This is a genomic window from Chromobacterium sp. ASV23, from assembly GCF_016428945.1.
Classification (GTDB): domain Bacteria; phylum Pseudomonadota; class Gammaproteobacteria; order Burkholderiales; family Chromobacteriaceae; genus Chromobacterium; species Chromobacterium sinusclupearum.
The window spans coordinates 1-22,146 of the sequence record NZ_JAELTR010000011.1 but is presented as its reverse complement, the minus strand read 5'-3'; the positions used below and the strand labels follow the sequence as shown (position 1 = coordinate 22,146).

General features: G+C 63.3%; 16 protein-coding genes and 2 tRNA genes. 11 read left to right on the top strand and 7 right to left on the bottom strand.

Annotation, left to right across the window (positions count from 1 at the left end; genetic code table 11):
• Window positions 1-55 precede the first annotated feature (55 nt).
• From JHD59_RS06995 to mobA, 3 genes are all read left to right on the top strand, one after another.
• Window positions 56-1,162 (top strand): efflux RND transporter periplasmic adaptor subunit, encoded by a 1,107-nt coding sequence (locus tag JHD59_RS06995; protein WP_199153719.1) that lies wholly within the window; start codon window positions 56-58, stop codon window positions 1,160-1,162.
• 8 nt (window positions 1,163-1,170) lie between these two features.
• Window positions 1,171-4,233: an efflux RND transporter permease subunit gene (locus JHD59_RS06990; RefSeq protein ID WP_199153718.1), complete on the top strand. Its 3,063-nt coding sequence runs from the start codon at window positions 1,171-1,173 to the stop codon at window positions 4,231-4,233.
• Window positions 4,234-4,308: 75 nt separating this feature from the next.
• On the top strand, window positions 4,309-4,905 hold the full coding sequence (gene mobA / locus JHD59_RS06985; RefSeq protein ID WP_199153717.1) for a molybdenum cofactor guanylyltransferase MobA: 597 nt from the start codon (window positions 4,309-4,311) through the stop codon (window positions 4,903-4,905).
• Between the two features lie 85 nt (window positions 4,906-4,990).
• Here the strand turns inward: mobA and fdhD are convergent, their stop codons facing one another.
• On the bottom strand, window positions 4,991-5,791 hold the full coding sequence (gene fdhD / locus JHD59_RS06980) for a formate dehydrogenase accessory sulfurtransferase FdhD (RefSeq protein ID WP_199153757.1): 801 nt from the start codon (window positions 5,789-5,791) through the stop codon (window positions 4,991-4,993).
• Between the two features lie 83 nt (window positions 5,792-5,874).
• Between fdhD and JHD59_RS06975 the strand changes: the two genes are divergently transcribed.
• Together JHD59_RS06975 and JHD59_RS06970 are read left to right on the top strand one after the other, a co-directional pair.
• On the top strand, window positions 5,875-6,162 hold the full coding sequence (locus JHD59_RS06975; RefSeq protein WP_199153716.1) for a hypothetical protein: 288 nt from the start codon (window positions 5,875-5,877) through the stop codon (window positions 6,160-6,162).
• Between the two features lie 190 nt (window positions 6,163-6,352).
• On the top strand, window positions 6,353-8,656 hold the full coding sequence (locus JHD59_RS06970; RefSeq protein ID WP_199153715.1) for an FdhF/YdeP family oxidoreductase: 2,304 nt from the start codon (window positions 6,353-6,355) through the stop codon (window positions 8,654-8,656).
• A gap of 38 nt (window positions 8,657-8,694) precedes the next feature.
• On the opposite strand, the gene JHD59_RS06965 is transcribed toward JHD59_RS06970, so the two are convergent.
• Window positions 8,695-11,130 (bottom strand): EAL domain-containing protein, encoded by a 2,436-nt coding sequence (locus JHD59_RS06965; protein ID WP_103318784.1) that lies wholly within the window; start codon window positions 11,128-11,130, stop codon window positions 8,695-8,697.
• 343 nt (window positions 11,131-11,473) lie between these two features.
• Between JHD59_RS06965 and JHD59_RS06960 the strand changes: the two genes are divergently transcribed.
• On the top strand, window positions 11,474-11,923 hold the full coding sequence (locus JHD59_RS06960; protein WP_103318782.1) for a hypothetical protein: 450 nt from the start codon (window positions 11,474-11,476) through the stop codon (window positions 11,921-11,923).
• Window positions 11,924-12,038: 115 nt separating this feature from the next.
• Here the strand turns inward: JHD59_RS06960 and JHD59_RS06955 are convergent.
• The 3 genes from JHD59_RS06955 to JHD59_RS06945 form a co-directional block, all read right to left on the bottom strand.
• Window positions 12,039-12,129: transfer RNA gene (locus JHD59_RS06955), tRNA-Ser, on the bottom strand.
• A gap of 52 nt (window positions 12,130-12,181) precedes the next feature.
• Window positions 12,182-12,272 (bottom strand) — tRNA-Ser (locus tag JHD59_RS06950).
• A 61-nt stretch (window positions 12,273-12,333) separates the two neighbouring features.
• The gene (locus JHD59_RS06945; protein ID WP_199153714.1) at window positions 12,334-13,461 is read right to left on the bottom strand and encodes a GNAT family N-acetyltransferase; all 1,128 of its coding nucleotides are present in this window, start codon (window positions 13,459-13,461) and stop codon (window positions 12,334-12,336) included.
• Window positions 13,462-13,531: 70 nt separating this feature from the next.
• Here JHD59_RS06945 and JHD59_RS06940 point away from each other — a divergent pair, with 70 nt between their 5' ends.
• The 5 genes from JHD59_RS06940 to JHD59_RS06920 all read left to right on the top strand — a co-directional run bounded on the left by JHD59_RS06940 (window position 13,532) and on the right by JHD59_RS06920 (window position 19,849).
• Entirely contained in the window at window positions 13,532-15,124 is a 1,593-nt protein-coding gene (locus JHD59_RS06940; protein WP_199153713.1) for an NAD+ synthase, read from the top strand.
• 130 nt (window positions 15,125-15,254) lie between these two features.
• Window positions 15,255-15,875, top strand: coding sequence for an outer membrane lipoprotein chaperone LolA (gene lolA / locus JHD59_RS06935; protein ID WP_199153712.1), 621 nt, complete (start codon window positions 15,255-15,257; stop codon window positions 15,873-15,875).
• 185 nt (window positions 15,876-16,060) lie between these two features.
• Complete coding sequence (locus JHD59_RS06930; RefSeq protein WP_199153711.1) at window positions 16,061-18,427, top strand: ATP-binding protein; 2,367 nt, start codon at window positions 16,061-16,063, stop codon at window positions 18,425-18,427.
• Window positions 18,424-18,846, top strand: a complete 423-nt coding sequence (locus tag JHD59_RS06925) for a response regulator (protein WP_199153710.1) — start codon at window positions 18,424-18,426, stop codon at window positions 18,844-18,846. Before JHD59_RS06930 ends, JHD59_RS06925 begins: the two co-directional genes overlap by 4 nt.
• On the top strand, window positions 18,836-19,849 hold the full coding sequence (locus JHD59_RS06920; RefSeq protein ID WP_199153709.1) for a diguanylate cyclase: 1,014 nt from the start codon (window positions 18,836-18,838) through the stop codon (window positions 19,847-19,849). The genes JHD59_RS06925 and JHD59_RS06920 overlap by 11 nt, the downstream gene beginning before the upstream one ends.
• 105 nt (window positions 19,850-19,954) lie before the next feature.
• Here JHD59_RS06920 and recR read toward each other — a convergent pair whose 3' ends face one another.
• Together recR and JHD59_RS06910 are read right to left on the bottom strand one after the other, a co-directional pair.
• Window positions 19,955-20,554, bottom strand: a complete 600-nt coding sequence (gene recR / locus JHD59_RS06915) for a recombination mediator RecR (RefSeq protein ID WP_103318772.1) — start codon at window positions 20,552-20,554, stop codon at window positions 19,955-19,957.
• A gap of 273 nt (window positions 20,555-20,827) precedes the next feature.
• Window positions 20,828-21,166, bottom strand: coding sequence for a YbaB/EbfC family nucleoid-associated protein (locus JHD59_RS06910; protein ID WP_233163927.1), 339 nt, complete (start codon window positions 21,164-21,166; stop codon window positions 20,828-20,830).
• Window positions 21,167-22,146 lie beyond the last annotated feature (980 nt).

Genomic DNA, 22,146 nt, shown 5'->3' with positions numbered 1-22,146 from the left:
CGCCGCGGCGCGGGAACACGGAATCCGAATCGCCATTGAAAGAAGAAGACGAATCATGACCAAGCGAATGTTGATCATGTTGGGCGGCGTAGTGCTGCTGATTGTGGTGCTGGGCGTGGGCTTTTTCCTGCACATCCAGAAACTGATCGCCAACTCGCCCAAGCCGGGCCCGCAGACGGTGTCCACCACTATCGCCAAGATGGCCGAATGGCAGCCGCAGCTCAGCTCCGTCGGCACCCTCACCGCCGTGCACGGCGTGGACATCAGCAGCGAAGTGGCCGGCCAGGTGCGCAGCCTGCACTTCAAGTCCGGCCAGGACGTCAAGGCCGGCGACGTGCTGGTGCAATTGAACGCCGACTCCGACCAGGCGCAGCTGCGCTCGCTGCAGGCCGCCGCCGAACTGGCCGCCACCACGCTGAAGCGCGACCGCGCCCAGCTGGCGATCGAGGGCGTCAGCCAAGCCCAGGTGGACGCCGACATGGCCGACTTGAAGAGCAAGACCGCGCTGGTGGCGCAACAAGCCGCGCTGGTGGCCAAGAAAACCATACGCGCGCCGTTCTCCGGCCGCCTGGGCATCACCGCGGTCAATCCCGGCCAGTACCTGAATCCGGGCGACAAGATCGTCACGCTGCAAACCATCGACCCGGTGTATGTCGACTTCAACCTGCCGCAGCGCCAGATCGGCCAAGTGCGCGTGGGCCAGCCGGTCAAGGTCAAGAGCGATGCCTTTGGCGATGAGGTCTTCCACGGCAAGATCAACGCGATCAACCCCAAGATCGACCCCGCCACGCGCAATGTTCAGATCGAAGCCACCATCGCCAATCCCAAGCACAAGCTGCTGCCGGGCATGTTCGCCAACGCCACCATTGACGTCGGCAGCAAACAGAAACACCTGACGCTGCCGCAGACCGCCATCACCTACAACCCGTACGGCTCTACCGTGTTCATCGTCAAACAGGGCAAAAACGGGCTGGAAGCGCAGCAGGCCTTCGTCACCACCGGCGATACCCGCGGCGACCAGGTGGCGATCACCGCCGGCCTGAAGGAAGGCCAGGAAGTGGTCACCAGCGGCCAGCTTAAGCTGAAGACCGGCACCCCGGTCACCGTCAACAACTCGGTGCAGCCGGCCAACAGCCCGAACCCGACGCCGCAAGAACACTGAGGCTCGCCATGAACTTTACCGATATTTTCATCAAGCGGCCGGTGCTGGCCACCACGGTCAGCCTGCTGATCGTGGTGCTCGGCCTGCGCTCGCTGTTCGGCCTGCCGATCAACCAGTACCCGCGCACGCAGAACGCGGTGGTGACCATCTCCACCGCTTACTACGGCGCCGACGCCAAGACGGTGGCCGGCTTCATCACCCAGCCGCTGGAATCCGCCATCGCCCAGGCGCAGGGCATCGACTACCTGTCCTCCACCAGCAGCAGCGGCGTGTCCACCATCACCGCCACGCTGCGGCTGAATTACGACGCCAACCGCGCGCTGACCGAGATCAACACCCAGGTCAACTCGGTGAAGAACCAGCTGCCGCCGCAGGCGCAGCAGCCGGTGCTGACGGTGCAGACCGGCCAGACCACCGACGCGATGTACATGGGTTTCTATAGCGACACGCTGCCGACCAACAACGTCACCGACTACCTAGTGCGCGTGGTCAAGCCCAAGCTGGACTCCATTCCCGGCGTGCAAACCGCGGAAATCCTCGGCGCGCGCCAGTTCGCGCTGCGGGCCTGGCTGGATTCGGCGCGAATGGCGGCGCATGGCGTCACCGCGGCCGACGTCAGCGCCGCGCTGGCCAGCAACAACACCCTGACCGCGCTGGGCACCAGCAAGGGCCAGATGGTGACCATTCCGCTGACGGCCGACACCGACCTGCACTCCGTGGACGAGTTCAAGAAGCTGTCGGTCAAGCGCAACGGCGACGCCATCGTGCGGCTGGAGGATGTGGCCACGGTGACGCTGGGCTCGGAAAATTACGACTTCAACGTCGCGTTCAGCGGCGTGCGCTCGGTATTCATCGGCATCAAGGTGGCGCCGGAGGCCAACATCCTCGACGTGGCGGAGCGGGTGCGCAAGGCCTTCCCGGACGTGCAAAAACAGCTGCCGACCGGCTTGACCGGCCAGATCGTCTACGACTCCACCGACTTCATCAACACCTCCATCCATGAAGTGGTGAAGACGCTGCTGGAAGCGCTGGTCATCGTGACCGTGGTGATCTTCCTGTTCCTCGGCAGCCTCCGCGCGGTGCTGGTGCCGGTGATCGCCATGCCGCTGTCGCTGATCGGCACCTTCTTCATCATGCTGATGCTGGGCTACTCCATCAACTTGCTGACCCTGCTGGCGCTGGTGCTGGCCATCGGCCTGGTGGTGGACGACGCCATCATCGTGGTGGAAAACGTCGACCGCCACATGCGCGACGGCATGTCGCCGTTCGAGGCGTCCATCGTCGCCGCCCGCGAGCTGGGCGGCCCGATTCTGGCGATGACGGTGGTGCTGGTGGCCGTGTATGTGCCGATCGGCTTCCAGGGCGGCCTGACCGGCGCGCTGTTCACTGAGTTCGCCTTCACCCTGGCCGCCTCGGTGACGGTATCCGGCGTGGTGGCGCTGACGTTGTCGCCGATGATGTGTTCGCGTTTCTTCAAGTCGGACATGGACAACAGCCCCTTCGTCCACGCTATCGACAAAACCTTCGAACGGGTGCGCCACGGCTATCAGCGCATCCTGCACAACCTGCTGGAAACCTGGCCGGTGCTGATCGTGATGGGCGCCATCCTGATCGCCCTGCTCGCCGTGATGTTCAAGATGTCGAAGTCGGAGCTGGCGCCGGAGGAGGATCAGGGCATCGTGCTGTCCCAAGTGGTGGGCGCGCCCACCGCGACGGCGGACCAGATGCAAACCTACGCCAACCAGGTGTTCCAGGTGGGCAAGAGCATGCCGGAATACCAGCAGATGTTCCAGATCACCGGCGTGCCCACCGTCAACGCCGGCATAGGCGGCGTGCTGTTCAAGCCTTGGGATCAGCGCAGCCGCAACGCGCATGAAATCCAGATGGACCTGCAGGCGCGCTGGAACAAGATCGCCGGCGCGCGGGTGGCGGCGTTCCAGTTCCCCCCACTGCCCGGCGCCTCCGGCCTGCCAGTGCAGTTCGTCATCACCACCACCGAACCGTTCGAAAACCTGAACCAGGTGACGCAGCAGGTGATGGACAAGGCGCGCGCCTCCGGCAAGTTCTACTTCCTCGACGCCGACCTGAAGATAGACAAACCGCAGGCTACCGTGGTGGTGGATCGCGACAAGATCTCCGCGATGGGCCTGACCCAGCAGGACGTGGGCAACGCGCTGTCCGCGGCGCTGGGCGGCGGCTACGTCAACTACTTCTCCATCGATGGCCGCTCCTACAAGGTGATCCCGCAGGTGCTGCAAACCGACCGGCTCAACCCGTCGCAGCTGCTGGACTACTACATCAAGACGCCGAGCGGCAGCATGGTTACCGTCGGCACCGTGGCCAAGCTGAAGTATGAAGTGGAGCCGGAATCGATCAACCGCTTCCAGCAGTTGAATTCCGCCACCATTTCCGGCGTGGCCGGCGTGTCGCAAGGAGAAGTGCTGCAATACCTGCGCGACACCGTGCAGCAAGTGGCCCCCAGCGGCTACACCGTCGACTATGCCGGCCAGTCGCGCCAGTTCATGCAGGAATCCGGCGGCTTCCTGGTGACCATGCTGTTCGCGGTGATCATCGTGTTCCTGGCGTTGTCGGCGCTGTTCGAAAGCTTCCGCGACCCGGTGGTGATTCTGGTGTCGGTGCCGCTGGCGCTGTTCGGCGCGATGATCTTCATCTTCCTGGGTTTCTCCTCGCTGAACATCTACACCGAGGTGGGCCTGGTGACGCTGATGGGCCTGATCAGCAAGCACGGCATCCTGATCGTGGAAGTGGCCAACGAGTTGCGCAAGACCGGCCTGTCCAAGCGCGAAGCCATCGAACAGGCGGCCTCGATCCGGCTGCGCCCCATCCTGATGACCACCGCCGCCATGGTGTTCGGCGTGATCCCGCTGGTGATCGCCTCCGGCGCCGGCGCCGCCGGCCGCTACGCGATGGGCCTGGTGATTTTCACCGGCCTGTCCATCGGCACGCTGTTCACGCTGTTCGTGGTGCCGGCGATGTATATGTTCATCGCCTCGCGCCGCGAGGCCAAGGAGGCGGCGTCCTCTGGCGAGCAAACGCAGCCGGCGCACTAAGCGGCGCTTGCTGCGTTATGATTCGACAGGCGGCCCTCCGGCCGCCTGTTTTGTTTATCCAAACAGGAAATAACAATGTCTACCCACTTGGAAAATGAAGGCGTCACCGCCCTGCTCTTGGCTGGCGGCCAAGGCTCGCGCATGGGCGGCGTGGACAAGGGATGGGTGGAGCTCGATGGCGTCGCGCTGGCGGAGCGGGTCGCCACGCGGCTGCGGCCGCAGGCCGACGCGCTGCTGATCAGCGCCAACCGCAATCTGGAACGTTACGCCGCGCTGGGCCAGGTGGTGACGGACGCGGCGGAGTTCGCCAACTGCGGCCCGCTGGCCGGGCTGGAGGCCGGGCTCGCGGCCTGCGCCACGCCCTGGCTGCTCACCGCGCCATGCGACCTGCCTTTGCTGCCGGAAAACCTGGCCGCGCGGCTGCTGGCGCCGCTGCGCGATGGCCGCAGCCAGCTGGCGGTGGCGCGCAGCGCGGGGCAAGCGCATCCGGTGTGCATGGCGCTATCGATCACGCTATTGCCGTCGCTGCGCGACTATCTGCGCGGCGGCGGCCGCAGGGTGCGCGAGTGGCAGGCGCAAGCCGGCGCGCTGGCAGTGGATTTCGACGACGCGCCGCAGGCGTTCCGCAATCTCAACACGCCACAAGACTTGGCCGCGCTGCAAAAGCGCTGAATGGAAAACCAGGCCGGGCTGCGCGCCTGGCATCCGGCCTAAGCCGGCGCTAACGCGATCCACCCAGCAAACAAGGTCAACGCCCCTAGCTGTCTGCCGTGTACTCGACGAAACCGTTCTGCCGGCAGAAGCTGGCCAGCACCACGCCGGCGCGGCGCGCGATGTCCACCGCCAGAGCCGTGGGCGCGGAGATGGTGGCCAGCATCGGAATGTTGACCCTAGCCGCCTTGCGCACCAGCTCGTAGCTGGCCCGGCTGGACATGAAGACGAAACCATCGCCGGGCGAGGCATCTTGCAGCGCCAGATAGCCTATCAGCTTGTCCAGCGCATTATGGCGGCCCACGTCCTCGAACACCGCCTTTACCTCTCCATCCAAGCCGCACCAGGCGGCCGCATGCGCGCAGCCGGTGAGCTGGTTCAGATGCTGCTGCGCCGGCAGCTCGGACGCGGCGCGGGCAATGATCGCGGCGTCGGCGACCAACGGACGCGACGGCGGCGTGATCCGGTCAGGCGAGAGATCGAGCAGGCCCAGGCTCTCGATGCCGCACACGCCGCAGCCGGTGCGGCCAGCCAAGGAGCGGCGATGATCCTTCAAGGCCAGGAAAGCCGGCTGGGCGATTTCCAGCCTGACCTCGGCGCCGCCGCAGACCCGTTCGGCCTCGACATCGAAAATTTCCGCCCGCCTCGCCACAATGCCCTCGCTCAGCGCGAAGCCCACCGCCAATTGCTCCAGATGACAGGGCGTCGCCATCATCACGGCATGCGAGATGCCATTGAACACCAGCGCCACCGGCACCTCCTCCGCCACCCAGTCTATAGCGGACTGCGCCGCGCCATCGCGGTGACGCCTTACCTCCAACCGGGCTGCCCCGGCCTGCTCGCTCATCCCTTCCACTCGCCCTCTCCCTCCCGCGCCTTGGCGACGGGAATACGCTAGACTACGCGTCGTTTCCGTTAATACTGATTCCCATGACCGCCGACGCCCCTTTGCAGGCAGAACAACTGGACCCGGCCATCGCCGCGCTGCTGGCGCAATTGTGGCGCGCCGAGCACGCCAGCGACGGCCCTTGGTCGCTGCCGCGGCTGTGCAAGCAATCCGGCCTGCGCATGAGCACCTTGCGCCGCAGCCTGACGCTGCTGAGCCAGCTGGAGCTCGCCGCCCTCCGCATCGACGAAGCCGGCCATGGCCAGGCTTGCCTGACCGACGACGGAAAAACCTTGTGCCGCCAGCTATTCGCAGCGGCGGGCCACGGCTGACATTATCCCCCTGCATGCGCGGCGGAGCCAGCAGGCTGCATGATTCAACACAGCCATGCCATGTCATAGGTATAAAAACTTGACCCCGCCCCGCAACGACGAATTATCCTAGTAAGCTTAGCCACCGCGCCGCCCGCAGCCATGCCAGGCGGTACGCGTTTTACCGCACACCGCATCTGGAACCCCCACCATGGATCACAAGCGCAAGGCACGCATCGCGCCCTACCCGCAGCCGGCCGGCGGCCTGGATTCGCTGAAAAGCACCACCATCACGCTGCTGAAGGAAAAAGTCCCCGGCAGCCGCTACAAGACCCTGCTGCATCAAAACCAGCCGGACGGCTTCGACTGCCCCGGCTGCGCCTGGCCGGACCGCGAGCACACGTCCACGTTTGAGTTCTGCGAGAACGGCGTCAAGGCGGTGGCGGCCGAAGCCACCTCCAAACGCATAGGCGCGGACTTCTTCGCCCGCCATACCGTGACGGAACTGCTGCAACAGAGCGATTACGCACTGGAGCAGCACGGCAGGCTGACCGAGCCGCTGGCCTACGACGCCGCCAGCGACCGCTACCTGCCCATCCGCTGGGACGACGCCTTCGCGCTGATCGCCCGCCATCTGAAGGCGCTGGACGATCCCAATCGTGCCTCGTTCTATGTCTCCGGCCGCACCAGCAACGAAACCGCCTTCCTGTTCCAGCTGTTCGTGCGCCTGTACGGCACCAACAACTTCCCGGACTGCTCCAACCTGTGCCACGAATCATCCAGCCGCGCGCTGCCGCAGACGGTGGGCGTGGGCAAGGCCACGGTGGTGCTGGACGACTTCGAACACGCCGACACCATCATGGTGTTCGGCCAGAATCCGGCCACCAACCATCCGCGCATGCTCAACGAACTGCGCGCGGCAGCCAAGCGCGGCGCCACCATCGTCTCGATCAATCCGCTGAAGGAAAAAGGACTGGACCGCTTCGCCAGTCCGCAGCATCCGATGGACCTGCTGAGCGGCGGGGCCGAGATCAGCTCGCTATTCATCCGCCCCACCCTGGGCGGCGACTTCGCGCTGATCAAGGGCGTGGCCAAGCGGGTGCTGGAGCTCGATGACGAGGCCGTGGCCAGCGGCGGCGAGCGCGTGCTGGACGTGGATTTCCTGGCCGAACACTGCAGCGGCTTCGACGACTTCGCCGCCGATCTGCGCGGCGAGAGCTGGCCGGACCTGATCGCCGCGTCCGGCGTGCCCTTCCAGGACATCGAGGCATTGACCCGCGTCTACGTCAAAGGCAAGGCGGTGATCAGCACCTGGGGCATGGGCCTGACCCAGCATCGCGATTCGGTGGCCGCCATCCAGATGCTGTCCAATCTGATGATGCTGCGCGGCAATATCGGCCGCCGCGGCGCGGGCCTGTGCCCGGTGCGCGGCCACTCCAATGTGCAGGGCGACCGCACCATGGGCATCGAGGACAAGCCTAGCCAGGCATTCCTGGATCGGCTGGCCCAGGTTTACGACTTCGAGCCGCCGCGCCAACACGGCCTGGACGCAGTGGACACCATCAAGGCGATGCTGGACGGCCGGGTCAAGGTCTTCGTCGGCCTGGGCGGCAACTTCGCCATGGCCACGCCGGACACGCCGCGCACGTTTGAAGCGCTGCGCAACTGCGCGCTGACGGTGCAGATTTCCACCAAACTGAACCGCAGCCACCTGATTCACGGCCAGGACGCGCTGATCCTGCCGACGCTGGGCCGCACCGAGATCGACCTGCAGCAGACCGGCCCGCAAGGCGTGACGGTGGAAGATTCGATGTGCATGGTGCACCTGTCCTACGGCATCAATCCGCCGGCGTCCAGACAGCTGCTGTCCGAAACCGACATCACCGCGCGCATGGCGCATGCCACGCTGGGCAGCGACAAAGTGGACTGGCTGTCCTACGTAAACGATTACGCGCGCATCCGCGACGAAATCGCCAAGGTGCTGGATGCATTCCGGGACTTCAATGCCCGCGTGGCCCAGCCGGGCGGCTTCCATCTGACGCCGGCCTCGCGCGAGCGGCGCTGGCTCACGCCCAGCGGCAAGGCGCAGTTCATCGTCAACGCGCTGGAGAAGGACACGCCCATCGCCCGCGCCCGCGCGCTGCATGGCGACAAGCTGATGGTGCTGATGACCGCCCGCTCGCACGACCAGTACAACACCACCATCTACGCCTTGGACGACCGCTACCGCGGCGTCTACGGCCAGCGCCGGGTATTGCTGATACACCGCGACGACATCGCGCGGCTGGGCTTCGCCGCCGGAGAGCGGGTGGATATCTCCACGGTATGGCATGACGGCATCGAACGCCGCGCCGATGGCTTCCTGCTGGTGGAGTACGACATCCCGCGCGGCTGCCTGGGCGCCTACTTCCCGGAAACCAATCCGCTGATTCCGCTGGACAGCGTGGCCGACATCTCCAACACGCCGACGTCCAAATCAGTGCCGGTGCTGCTGCGCCGCTCGGCGGCAAGCTGAGCAGGTGGCGCGGCTGCCAAGAAGGGCCGTCGGCGGGGTCAACTCAGCCGGCGGTCCATTTCCTCGACCGGCATCGGCTTGCCGTAATAAAACCCCTGCATGATCCGCACCCCCTGCCTGGCCAGCGCATGGGCCTGCTCGGCCGACTCCACCCCCTCCGCCACCAGGCTCAAGCCCATCGCCTGCGCCATCCGGACGATGGCCGCCACAATCGCCCCGCTGCTGGTATCACTGAGCATGTCGCGCACGAAGCTCTGATCTATCTTCAACACATCGATGGGAAAAGACTTCAGATAAGACAGGCTGGAGTAACCGGTGCCGAAATCGTCGATGGCGATGGAAACGCCCAGGCTTTTGAGTTCGGACAGCATCGCCATCGTCAGCTCGACATCCCGCGCCAGCACGCTTTCCGTGAGCTCCAGCTGCAGGCGGTCCGGTGCCATGCCGGTTTCCTTCAGCGTCGCCCGCAATTGCTCGCAAAAACCCGCCTCAGCGATCTGCATGGCGGAGACATTGACCGCCACGTGCAGATCGCAGCCGGCGTCATGCCAACGCTTGCCGTCCAGGCAAGCCTGGCGCAAGACCAGCTGTCCCAGCGGCAGGATCAGGCCGGTCTTTTCCGCCAGCGGAATGAACTCCGCCGGCGCCAGGATATCGCCATCCTCCTTGCGCCAGCGCATCAGCGCCTCCACGCCGACAGTGCTGAGGTCTTCCACGTCCACCTTGGGCTGGTAATAGACCAAAAAGCTCTCTTGCTTCGCGCCCATCCGGAAATGCCGCTCCAACGCCTGCCGCGTCAACAACGCATCCTCTATCTCGCCGGAAAAGAAGCGGCAATGATTGCGCCCCTGCTGTTTGGCGTGATACAGCGCGGCGTCGGCATGACGGTACAGCTCATCCGCATCGCGGCTGTCATCGGGATACAGGCTGATTCCCACGCTGGCGGACAGATCGTAGCGCGACTCGCCCAGCCGGAACGGTTCGGCGACAAGCCGCCTCAGTTTTTCCGACAGCATGCCGGCCTGCTCTATGGTGCCTAGCCCCGGCATCAGAATGATGAACTCGTCGCCCCCCTGGCGGCTGACCGTATCGCCAGGCCGCAATCCCTGCTGCAGGCGCAAGGCCACCAACTGCAACAGCTGATCGCCCACCGCGTGCCCCATCGAGTCGTTGATCAGTTGGAAATGGTCCAGGTCCAGCATCAGCAAACCCAAACGCTCGCCGCTTTGCTCCGCCTGCTGCAAGGCCTGCAGCAGCCTATCCTGCAGCAGGATGCGGTTGGGCAGATTGGTCAGCGCGTCGTGATAGGCCAGATGCGTCATCCGCACGGCCATCGCCCGCGCCTCGCTGACATCATGAAATACCACGACGGCGCCGCCCGGCCTGCCGGCATGGTCCATGACCGGCGCGGCGCGGCCCACGACCGCCAGCAATCCGCCGTCTCGCTGCTGCAGCTCGCAGTCCAGCGCCAGGCCAACGGTTCTTCGCTCCGCCAAGGCCAGATGCGTCGGGCTGGGCAGGGCTCGCCCCTGGCTGTTGCGCAGCAGCAGGACCTTATCGACTGGCTGGTTCAGCGCGTCGTCAAACTGCCACCCGGTCAGGCTCTCGGCAATGGGATTCAGGAAAGTCACGCGGCCGTCGTCGTCGGTGGCGATCACCGCGTCGGCCAAGGCATTGAGCGTGACGCGAGCGCGTTCCCTCTCGTCAAACAAGGCGTGCTGGGTCCGCTTGTCGTCGGTCACGTCGGAAATCGACATCATCAGCACATTCGCTCCGCGGCTGATCAGGGCGACTCTGCCATACCAGGCCTCGCCGTCTGGGCGTGAAAAACGCGATTCGAACAAGGCGTCGCTGCCGGCCAGCGCTTGCCGCAGCGGTTCTGCCATCGCCCGATAATTGTCTGCGCCAAGCGCGTCGCGCGCGTGCAAGCCGGCCATGTCCGCCGCCGGCAGCCCAAACCAGCAGCCTTCCGCGTCATTGCAGGAAATATTGCGCAAGTCGGCGTTCCAGTAAGCGATGAACACCGGAAAATAACGCCGCATATCGGACATGTCCTGCGCCGCCCTCTCCAGCAGCCGCGCCTTGCGCTGCAGGGTCAAGTGCGTCTGGATGCGAGCGCGGGTCTCCTGCACGCTCAAAGGCTGGCGCAGGAAGTCGGCGCCGTCCATGCCCAAGGCTTGCAATTGCTCGTCGTCCGCGTCTTGGCCCGTGATGCAGATGATCGGCACATCCCGCAATTGCGGCATGGCCTTGAGCGCATGGTAAACGGCGCGGCCATCCCGGTCAGGCACGGCGATGTCCAGCAAGATCAAATCCGGCTTCAGGCTTCTGGCCATGCCGAGCGCCGCCCGCTCACCCGAAGCATGATGCACTTCGGCCTGCCCGCGCAGCGCCTCGGCCACCACGCGCGCATTGCTCGGCGAGTCGTCGATGATCAGAATCCGCTCCGGCTCCCGCAGCCGCTCATTGAACATTCGCCCTCCCTGCACCAACCTAGAAGACAGGCCACCAACTGAATTAAAGAGACCTGGTCCTCGCCCGCCACCACCCGCCATGCTCAGAAACTACATTCAGGAATAGCTGGCCGACGGCGCCATAGGCAAGCCCACTCGCAAAACTGCGTATTGCCTGCGCTGCGGCAGGCCAGCGCCATCCCATGCCTCCAGATAAGTGTTTGTACTAGGTGGAATCAGCAGCATCGCTGATTAAAAAGAGGTATCCAAACCGCCGCCGGGCCTGTCGCACGGTTCGGCGGTCTTTTCTCGACAAGGGCATGGCTCCATGCGGCGGCGCGCCGGCGGAAGGATGAGGAGGCCTATGGATAGACAACAAATTCCCCTGCTGATCAATTACGCCAGCAACCCCAATTGTCTGGGCGTCGCCCGGCTGGCTGCCGGCGGCATTGTCGGTCACGCGCGCCGCGGCGACGAAAACCTGTGCGCCGCCACGCTGAGCCTGCTGCTGGACATGGCGCAAATCAATGTCGGGGTGATCAATGACGTGCTGGAGCTGACCTGCGAACTGCGGCGGCGCGGCTGGGATGTGATCCGCACGCCGGACACGGCGGAATCGGGCAATGATCTGCTGAGCAGCGGCGACATCGGCGTGCTGATCAGCACATGCCACAACCACATGTACCTGGTCGTCAACGCCGGCGATCAGGCCGAACCGGAGGTAGCGGACAGCCAATCGCTATGTCCCTACCCGCGCCGCGTGATGGGCGGCAATGCCGTGCCGCAGACCACATTCTTCCTGCGAGCGACCTGAGGCAATCGGCGATGAGGAATTCGCCGGCCGCCATCCATGCGATCGCAAAGCCAATAACGGCTGCGCGAACGAACGCGCAATGCAAAAAGCCCCGATAAAATCGGGGCTTTTTATTTGGCGGAGAGGGGGGGATTCGAACCCCCGTTAGGGTATTACCCTAAACACGCTTTCCAGGCGTGCGACTTAAACCACTCATCCACCTCTCCGGAGGTGTCTTGCTAAATTGTCGGAACCGCGATGCGGTTCGATATTGAATTCTGGCGGAGAGGGGGGGATTCGAACCCCCGTTAGGGTATTACCCTAAACACGCTTTCCAGGCGTGCGACTTAAACCACTCATCCACCTCTCCAGAACCCTGTACTGAAGCGCCTTCGGCGTTTCGGCCACAGAGGCTGCGCAGTATATAAGCCCTATTCTTCTTGCGCAAGTGTTTTATAAGCGGAATGCGCAAATAACTGGTCCACATAATCAGTCACGCCGGCGCGCTCGCGCGCCAGCCAGCCGGCGATCGCTTCTCTAAAGCGCGGGTCGGCAATGTAATGGGCGGATACCGTGCGCACCGGTTCGAAACCACGCGCCAGCTTGTGTTCGCCCTGCGCGCCGCCTTCGAAGCATTGCAGTCCTTTAGCGATGGCATATTCCAGGCCCTGGTAATAACACAGCTCGAAGTGGAGGCAAGACACCTCCTCCAGCGCGCCCCAATAACGCCCATACAACACCGCGCCATCGCGTATGCACAGGCTGGCGGCAATATCTTCGCCGTCGCGGCGGGCGACGAACATCACGCAATGGCCGGGCAGCCGCTCGCCTATCCGCCGGAAGAAGTCCAGATTCAGATAAGGCGCCGAGCGATGCTCAAGATAGGTCTGGCGATAACAGCGATAAAACAAACGCCAGTCGGCATCGCCTATCTGCCCCGCATCCAGCGCGCGCACCTGCACGCCGGCGTCCGCCACCCTGCGCCGTTCCTGGCGTATCTTCTTGCGCTTGTCCCGGCTCAAGCTGGCGAGGAAGGCCTCGAAATCGGCATAGCCCTGGTTGTTCCAATGGAACTGCACGCCGTCGCGCAGCAGCCAGCCCGCGGCGGCCAGCCATTCCGCCTCTTCCAGCGTCGGAAACAATACATGGGCCGACGACAGGCGGTTGTCGTCCACCACCTGCTGCAGCCCAGCGATCAGCCGTCTTGAATCATCGCCCCGCCCCAGCAGCCGGCTGCCAGTGACTGGACTGAACGGCGAAGACACCACCAGCTTGGGATAGTAATCCTGTCCGGCGCGGGCATAGGCTTCGGCCCAAGCCCAGTCGAACACGTACTCGCCACGGTTATGCTGCTTCAGATAAGCCGGCGCCAGCGCCTCAGCCCGGCCATGGCGCTCCAGCGCCAGCGGCAAGGGCTGCCAGCCGGTGGCGCCGCCGACGCAGCCGGTTTCCTCCAGCGCAACCAGCCACTCGAGGCCGACAAACACGCCGCCGCCCTCCCCCTCCGGCCAGGCCGGTTGCGGAACGGCGCTCACGCCGTCATACAGTTGCAGACGCAATGCTTTTCCTTTCGGGGCCGCCGTCTTCAGGTAAAATGTGTGGATCAAGAAACATCGGTGTTCTCTCAAGATGCGTATCGCACTCGCCCAGTTCAACCCCGTGGTCGGCGACATCGCCGGCAATGCCCAGAAAATCGTCGATCTCGCGCAGCGAGCCATAGCCCAGGGCGCCGACATCCTGCTGACGCCGGAGCTGGCGCTGACCGGCTACAGCCCCGAAGACCTGCTGCTGCGCGACAGCTTCTACCGCGAAGTGGCCAAGGGCCTGGACATTATCGAGCAACTGGACGGCATCACGGTCATCGTCGGCCATCCGGCGAAAATCGGCAACGAGCGCTTCAACGCCGCCACCGTGCTGCGCGACGGCAACCGTCTGGGCCAGTATCACAAGATGCTGTTGCCCAACTATGAAGTGTTCGACGAATGCCGCTACTTCACCCCCGGCGCCGCGCCGCTGGTATTCGAACAGAACGGCGTCAAAGTCGGCGTGCTGATCTGCGAGGACGCCTGGCAACTGGAGCCGGCGGCCGAGGCGGCCGACGCAGGCGCTGAGTTGCTGCTGAGCCTGAACGCCTCCCCGTTCCACCGCGACAAGGTTGAAACACGGCATGAGGTCATGCGCTACCGCGTGGAGGAAACCGGCCTGCCGCTGGCCTATGTCAACCTCGTCGGCGGCCAGGACGAACTGGTGTTCGACGGTGCCTCCTTCGCGCTGAACCAGGCCGGCGAAGTGGCCGCGCAGGCCGCCGCCTTCGACGACGAACTGCTGCTGGTGGACTACGCCGACGGCGATTTCCAGGCTGGCCGCCAAGCCGCCCTGCCCGGCCCGCTGGAAAGCGTCTATCGCACCCTGGTGGTCGGCGTGCGCGATTACATTTGCAAAAACGGCTTCCCCGGCGCGCTATTGGGCCTGTCCGGCGGCATCGACTCCGCGCTGACGCTGGCGGTGGCCGTCGATGCGCTGGGCGCGGACAAGGTGCACGCCGTGATGATGCCGTCGCGCTACACCGCGGACATTTCCGTCACCGACAGCCGCGACATGATAGGCCGCCTGGGCGTGAAGTACGACGAGATCGAAATCTGGCCGATGTACGAGAGCTTCATGGCCGCGCTGGCCCCGTCGTTCGCCGGCCTGGAGATGGACACCACTGAGGAAAACCTGCAGGCGCGCATCCGCGGCACGCTGCTGATGGCGCTGTCCAACAAGTCCGGCAAGCTGGTGCTGACCACCGGCAACAAGTCCGAAATGACCACCGGCTACTGCACGCTGTACGGCGACATGGCCGGCGGCTTCGCCGTGCTGAAAGACGTGGCCAAGACCCTGGTGTTCGAGCTGTGCCGCTGGCGCAATACCGTGTCCGACGTGATTCCGGAACGCATCATCACCCGGCCGCCGTCGGCGGAGCTGCGCCCGGACCAGAAGGATCAGGACAGTCTGCCGCCTTATGAAATCCTGGACGCCATCATGGCGCGCTATGTCGAGGGCAACGAATCCGCCGCCTACATCATCGCCGCCGGCTACGCCGAGGCCGACGTCAAGCGCGTGGTGCGCTTGCTCAAGATCAACGAGTACAAGCGCCGCCAGGCGCCGGTGGGTCCGCGCGTCACCCAGCGCGGCTTCGGCAAGGACTGGCGCTACCCGATCACCAATCGGTTCAGCTGATCCGGCGCGGGCGGCCATGGCTGCATGCGACATTCCGCAAGCTATTCCGCCCGCAACGCGCCGAACCGCCGCCAACGTCGGCAGTCATAGCATTTTCACCGCAGCCAGGCTGCCCTGAGGAATCCATCCGATGAAACCGTCTTTTTCCCTGCTGAGCGCCGCCGCGCTGGCCTGCAGCCTAGCCGTGCCCGCCCACGCCTCCGCCATCGGCCAACTGAAGGCCTTCGTCGCCGGCAGCAAAACGCTGAGCGCGGACTTCACCCAAACGGTCAGCAACAAGAGCAAACGCGAGGAAGCCAGCGGCCGACTGGAAATCTCCCGCCCCGGCAAATTCCGCTGGGAATACACCAAGCCGTATGCCCAATTGATCGTCGGCGACGGCAAGACGCTATGGATCTACGACCCGGACCTGGCCCAAGTGACGCGCAAGGCGCAGGGCGCGGCGCTGGGCTCCAGCCCGGCCGCCTTGCTGGCCGGCAGCAATGAAATCGAGCGCAGCTACAAGCTGAACGAAGCCGGCAAACAGGGCGACCTGGAATGGCTGGCCGCCAGCCCCAAGAAGCAGGACAACACTTTCAGCGCCATCCGCATGGGCTTCCGCAACAATATGCTGGTGGAAATGGAGCTGACCGACAGCTTCGGCAACGACACCCGCATCCGTTTCAGCCAACCGCAGCAGAACGTCAATCTGCCGGTCAGCCGCTTCGCCTTCACGCCGCCCAAGGGGGTGGATGTGGTCAATGGCGACTGATCGCGGCTGACTCAAGGCCTCGCGCAGCCGGGCCGCAAACCATTGCGGCGCGCGGCCTGCGCAGGCATGACCCAGGACTCGCCAGCGCATTCACCGCCCCGCCATCGCCGCATTGCAATCCCCCCTCTGGCCCGCTACAAAAATGAAGTATCCGGCGCGAGGACGCGCAAGTCGGGATAGGGAAAATGGAAAATGGCGAGACCGGCATAAGATCATTAGCAGGCCGCCTAGTACTGGCCACGCTGTTATTCTGCCTAGCCTTCACCTTCGCCACCGTCATCGTCAAAACCTGGCTGACCTGGAACAACCACGTCCAGACCATGCAAAATCAGCTTAACCTGATCAATGGCATCTATCAGCAGACGCTGAACAAGGCAATCTGGGATCTGGACCGCACCTCGATAGAGGAACATCTGCGCAGCAGCTTTCAAGTGCCGGCCGTCGGCAGGGTCACCATCAAGCTGATAAACCTCAATGGCGAATCCCAGAAATACTACGAAGCGGAATCCTTCAGCCTGTCCAAATCTGGATGGCAAAACACGTCCTGGACGCCAAAAATCTTTTCCCTGCTGAAACACCACGACCATACCGCCGGCACCACGGAAACCATAGGCAGCCTGGAAATTGAAGGCGACAGCCGCATCCTCATCGCCGAACTGAAAAGCGAAATCGTCAACATCATCAGCACCCAGGCGATCTATTCCTTGCTGCTGGCCGGATTTCTGATGCTGATCGTCAATCGCTACGTCACCACGCATATCCGCAAGATTGCGCTGCACCTGGATCGATTCTCGCCGGAAACCCTGCATCAACAGATCCACCTGGAGCGGCGGCGAACCTATCAGGATGAGCTGGACAAGCTGGTGCATGGCATCAACACCATGCAGCAGAATCTTTCCGAATACCTGCAACAGAAAAACAAATACGAGGAGGAGCTGTCCACCCACCGCGACCATCTGAGCGACCTCGTGCATCAACGCACCGCCGACCTGCACCAAGCGAACATGGCCCTGGCAAGCTCGGCCGAAACCCTGCGGCAGCTGGGCGACATCGGCAAGGCGCTGACCGCCAGCCTGGACAGCAAGGCCATATGCGTCGCCCTGTACCAGCACTTGCGCGAGCTAATGCCGATTGATGGCTTCGCCGTCGCGCTGCTGAAATTCGACGCCAACGCCCTGGAGCTGATTTACTGCATCGACGACGGCCAGGAAAAACCATCCGTGCTGCTGCCGCTGGAGCAGACCGATTCCTTTATGGTCAATGCCTTCTTGGCGATGGAAGAGGTCCAGTTGCTGGACGAACACAGCATCGCCCAGCTGGATGCGGCGAGCTGCGACACTACCAAAGCAGCCATGCGGCAGGGCGTCATCCATCAGCTGACCGCCGGCCGCAACTGCATCGGCATCGCCATGGCGCTGAGCCATGCGTCAGACGCATTCCAGCAGCGCGAGCTGGAAATCTTCCGCTCCATCGCCGCCTATGCCGCCATCGCGCTCACCAATGCGATTTCCTACGACATGATCAAGACGGCGCGCCAGCATGCCGACAAAACCTTGCAAGACCTGCGGCGCGCGCAGGGGCAACTGATCCAGTCCGAAAAAATGGCGGTGCTGGGACAACTGGTCGCCGGCGTCGCCCACGAAATCAATACGCCGATCGGCGCGATCAAGTCCAGCAGCAACAATATTCTGGATGCGCTGGAGCTGGCGCTCTCCAGCCTGCCCTCCATCTTGATGCAACTCGACGCCAGCCATCTGGAGCTGTTCAAACGCCTGCTGGACGGCAGCAAGGCGCAACCGGCGGCCTTCAACAGCCGGGAGGAACGGGCCATCTCCCGCCAGTTGGCTGAGCAGCTGACGCAGCATGGGGTAGACGACGCCCGCGTCAAAGCCACCATGCTGGTGCAATTGAAAGCCCATGATCAGTATCAGGACTATCTGCCGCTACTTGTTCATCCCGACAGCCCTGCCATTTTGAATGCCGCCTATAATATTTCATCCATCATCATGAACGCATCCAATATCAATATGGCGGTGGATCGCGTAGGCAAAATCATTTTCGCGCTGAAAACCTTCTCCCGTTTCGATATCGATGGCGAGATGCATGAGCATTGTTTATCGGAAAGCATCGAAACCGTTTTAACCATTTACCAGAACAAAACCAAGCAAAACGTCGAAGTCATCAGAAATTACCAAGACATACCCAATATAAAATGCCAGCCTGATCAATTAAACCAGGTCTGGACCAATTTAATATCCAATTCACTGCAGGCCATGGATTATCACGGCACCCTGCGACTTGGCATCCAAAAGCAAGGTGACTATGCTGTAGTGTCCATCAGCGACACCGGCTGCGGCATCTCCGATGTAATAAAAGAACGCATTTTCGAGCCCTTTTTCACCACCAAACCCAGAGGCGAAGGCACAGGTCTGGGCTTGGACATCGTCAAGAAAATCATTGAACGGCACAAAGGGAAAATAGAAGTTTTCAGCGAGCTTGGCATCGGAACGACCTTCAAGGTTTTCTTGCCCTATCAGCAGGAGGCGAGATGAAAAAAGGCGTCATCTTATGTGTGGACGACGAGCCCAGCGTACTCATCGCCCTGCGCGATCAATTGAGGAAAAATTATCCCGCCCATCTAGTGGAAATCGCCGAAAGCGCAGCGGAAGGCCTGGATATTCTGAACGAGCTTTCAGCCGAGGGGTTGATTCCGCTGGTCGTCATTTCCGATTTCATCATGCCCGGCATGAATGGCGATGAGTTTCTCTGCCAGGCCAGAATCCATTTTCCGCACATCATCACCGTTATTCTGTCCGGACAGAGCAATGAAGCCTCGGTTCATTCGGCGCTGGCCTCCGGATCGGCCAATCATTTCTTTTCCAAACCCTGGGACGCGGCGGAGCTGATTCAATGCATTGATGCGGGACTGGCGGACTTCTGGCGCAAGATGGGGAACAACCATGCCAGCTGACAGGCAGAACGGCCCCGCCAACAAAGTCGTGCTTTGCGTAGACGACGATATCGGCGTGCTTAACGCCTTGCGCAATGCGTTGTCGCAGCATTTTGACAATGATGTCGTGATCGAAATCGCCGAAAGCGCGGAAGAAGCGCTGGACCTGATAGAAGAACTGCAACAGGAAGGCATGCCGCTGACCATCATCGTGGCCGACTACATCATGCCCGGCATGAAAGGGGATGAATTGCTGGTGCGGGTGCACATGAGCCAGCCGTCGGCCATCACGATCATGCTGACCGGCCAGAGCGACATGCAGGGGGTCAAGCGCGCCATCAACGAGGCCAGCCTGTTCCGCTTCATGGAAAAACCGTGGCAGAACGAGGACCTGATTCTGACCCTGCAGTCCGCGATCAAGGCCTATGCGCTGGACCAAGAGCTCCGTTCCTACATCATCAAGCTGCAAAAGATGAACGACGAGCTGGAGGAAATCGTCAAAAGCCGCACCCGCGAGCTGGAACAAAAAAATGAAGAGCTGAACCGGCTCGCCACCACAGACCGGCTAACTGGGCTGTACAACCGCCTGTTTCTGGAAAAGATGCTGCCGCATGAGTTTGCGGTGGCCAAACGCTTTTCCAACCCGTTTTCCTTCATCATGCTGGACATCGACCACTTCAAGCAGATCAACGACCGTTATGGCCACCAGGCCGGCGACGAAGTGCTGAAAACCATAGCCAAGATCATCCTCGACAATATCCGCGCCTGCGACATCACCGTACGCTGGGGCGGCGAGGAGTTTCTGATCATTTGCAGCGACACCCACCTACCCGGCGCGCGCATCCTGGCGGAGAAGCTGCGCCAGGCTGTCGAACGCCATGATTTCCCCATCGTAGAGCGCTGCACCGCCAGCTTCGGCGTATCCGCCTATCAGGAGCATGACGACATCCACAGCATGATGGAACGCGCCGACCGGGCGCTTTACGCAGCCAAACGCGGCGGCAGAAACCGGGTGGAGGGCTGAACCGCCGCGAACAGCAGGCGGGCGCGATTGCGGATTGTCCGCTCAGATGGAATTCAAGGTCGCCAGACAGCTGGCCAACACGAGGCAAAGCTTGCGCCCTAGCGCCTAGGACACCCCCCGGCGCTCGTACACCGCCTGGGCCAGCGTGCCCAGATCGACGTACTCCAACTCGCCGCCCACCGGCATGCCGCGGGCGATGCGGGTGACCGCCAGGCCGCGGTCCTTGAACAGCTCGCTCAGCATATGGGCGGTAACCTCGCCCTCGGCGGTGAAATTGGTGGCGATCACCACCTCGCTCACCCGCCCGTCCAAGGCTCGCGGCAGCAGCTTGTCCAGGTTCAAGTCCTTGGGGCCGATATTATCCAGCGGCGAAATCCGCCCCATCAGCACGAAATACAGGCCTTCGAAACACTTGGCCTGTTCCAGCATCATCAAGTCCGCCGGCATCTCCACGATGCACAGCTGATCCTGCCGTCGCGCCTCGTCGGCGCAGATCGGACACAGTTCAGTCTCGCTGAAGGTGTTGCAACGCTGGCAATGGGTCAGCTGAGTCAGCGCCTTGTCCAGCGCGCGCGCCAGCTTGTCCGCGCCCTTCTTGTCGCGCTGCAGCAAGTGAAAAGCCATGCGCTGGGCAGTCTTCGGCCCCACCCCGGGCAACACCTTCAGAGCGGCGATCAATTGTTCCAGCGCGGGAGGATTTTTCATCCCAAAACCTCATACACCACGAAATCGTACGGATAAGAAATAACCGGATTTCTGCCACGAAATCCACGAAACCACACGAAAAACAACAGGCGCCGGCTGCCCGATCGACGGCGACTCACTCCGGCCCGGCCAGTCAGGTTCGTGTTTCTCGTGGATTTCGTGGCTGAAATGGTTTCAGCTTACTCAAGCGCTTGCGCGCCCCACATATTACGGAAAGCGCAGCCAGAGCCTGGATGTCGCGCCGAACAAAAAGGCCCGTCGCCGGGCCTGGGGTCAGAACGGGAGCTTCATCCCGGCCGGCAGATTCAGGCCGTTGGTAAAGCCGGACATGCGCTCCTGGGTGGTGGCGTCCACCTTGCGCACGGCGTCGTTGACCGCGGCGGCGATCAGGTCTTCCAGCATGTCCTTGTCTTCCTTGGCGTCTTCCAGCACGCTGTCGTCGATGGCGACGCGCTTGACGTCGTGGGAGCAGGTCATCACCACCTTCACCATGCCGGCGCCGGATTGGCCTTCCACTTCCACCTTGGCCAGTTCTTCCTGGGCCTTCTTCATGTTTTCCTGCATTTGCTGGGCCTGTTTCATCAGGCCAGCGATTCCAGCTTTACCGAACATTACGGTCACTCCTGTACGGGTTGAATGGTCTCGATGAGCAGCGTGGCGCCGAACTCGCGCACCATCTGTTGCACCACCGGATCGTTTTGCATGCATTCGCGGGCGACGGCCAGCTGTTCCTGCCGCAGCCTGGCATCGGTCATGGCCGGGGTTTCCATCCCCAGCTCCTCCACCGTCACCAGCAACTCCACCGGATGGCCGAAGCGGTCGGCCAAGGCGGCTTTCAATTTATCCTGGTAATCGCGGCCGCTCATGTGGCGGAAGCTCTCCGGCACCGCCAGCTCCAGCCGGCTCTGACTCCAGCTCTTCAGCACTGCATTATGCGCCAGCATGCGCGCCGCGCCGAGCTTGGCGCCCAAATCGGCCACCAGCCGCTGCCAGTCGCCATCGAAGCGATAACTCGCCGCCTCGTCCTCCAGCGGCGGTTGCTGCATGTAAGCCGGCATCGCGTCGTCGTCGGACCACGGCGCGTCGACGATTTCTTCCTCGTCGCGCTCATCGGCCTCGTCCTGCGGCTCAGGCGCCACGACGACGGGCGCAACAGGCGGCTGCGGCCGGGCTTCGACCTTGGCTGGCGCAGCCGGCGCTACCGCTACCGGCTGTGGCCGGGGCGCAGGCTCGGGCTCCGGCTCGACAGCCGGGGCCGCGGGTTCGCTCGGTTCCTGCCGCGGCGCCGGCTTGGCCGGGCTGCTGAGACCGGCTGCCTGCAAGGCGCGAGCGGCTGGCGAGACGCCCCGCGCGACCGGCACCGAAGCGCTGGCGGTCACGGACGCGGCGGCCGCTGCCGGACGCGATGCGGGCTGCGGCGCCTGTCTCTTATACACATCTGACGCTGCCGACGACAGCACGGAGGTGGAGGGGGCGGGGGGGGGGGGGGGCGGGAAAAGGGGGGGGGGGGGGGGGGGGGGGGGGGGGGGGGGGGGGGGGGGGGGGGGGGGGGGGGGGGGGGGGGGGGGGGGGGGGGGGGGGGGGGGGGGGGG

Bases quoted from the DNA above. Each gene is read 5' to 3' on its own strand.
- JHD59_RS06995 (WP_199153719.1), top strand. From the start codon at position 56: ATGACCAAGCGAATGTTGATCATGTTGGGCGGCGTAGTGCTGCTGATT.
- JHD59_RS06990 (WP_199153718.1), top strand. From the start codon at position 1,171: ATGAACTTTACCGATATTTTCATCAAGCGGCCGGTGCTGGCCACCACG.
- mobA (WP_199153717.1), top strand. From the start codon at position 4,309: ATGTCTACCCACTTGGAAAATGAAGGCGTCACCGCCCTGCTCTTGGCT.
- fdhD (WP_199153757.1), bottom strand. From the start codon at position 5,791: ATGAGCGAGCAGGCCGGGGCAGCCCGGTTGGAGGTAAGGCGTCACCGC.
- JHD59_RS06975 (WP_199153716.1), top strand. From the start codon at position 5,875: ATGACCGCCGACGCCCCTTTGCAGGCAGAACAACTGGACCCGGCCATC.
- JHD59_RS06970 (WP_199153715.1), top strand. From the start codon at position 6,353: ATGGATCACAAGCGCAAGGCACGCATCGCGCCCTACCCGCAGCCGGCC.
- JHD59_RS06965 (WP_103318784.1), bottom strand. From the start codon at position 11,130: ATGTTCAATGAGCGGCTGCGGGAGCCGGAGCGGATTCTGATCATCGAC.
- JHD59_RS06960 (WP_103318782.1), top strand. From the start codon at position 11,474: ATGGATAGACAACAAATTCCCCTGCTGATCAATTACGCCAGCAACCCC.
- JHD59_RS06940 (WP_199153713.1), top strand. From the start codon at position 13,532: ATGCGTATCGCACTCGCCCAGTTCAACCCCGTGGTCGGCGACATCGCC.
- lolA (WP_199153712.1), top strand. From the start codon at position 15,255: ATGAAACCGTCTTTTTCCCTGCTGAGCGCCGCCGCGCTGGCCTGCAGC.
- JHD59_RS06930 (WP_199153711.1), top strand. From the start codon at position 16,061: ATGGAAAATGGCGAGACCGGCATAAGATCATTAGCAGGCCGCCTAGTA.
- JHD59_RS06925 (WP_199153710.1), top strand. From the start codon at position 18,424: ATGAAAAAAGGCGTCATCTTATGTGTGGACGACGAGCCCAGCGTACTC.
- JHD59_RS06920 (WP_199153709.1), top strand. From the start codon at position 18,836: ATGCCAGCTGACAGGCAGAACGGCCCCGCCAACAAAGTCGTGCTTTGC.
- recR (WP_103318772.1), bottom strand. From the start codon at position 20,554: ATGAAAAATCCTCCCGCGCTGGAACAATTGATCGCCGCTCTGAAGGTG.
- JHD59_RS06910 (WP_233163927.1), bottom strand. From the start codon at position 21,166: ATGTTCGGTAAAGCTGGAATCGCTGGCCTGATGAAACAGGCCCAGCAA.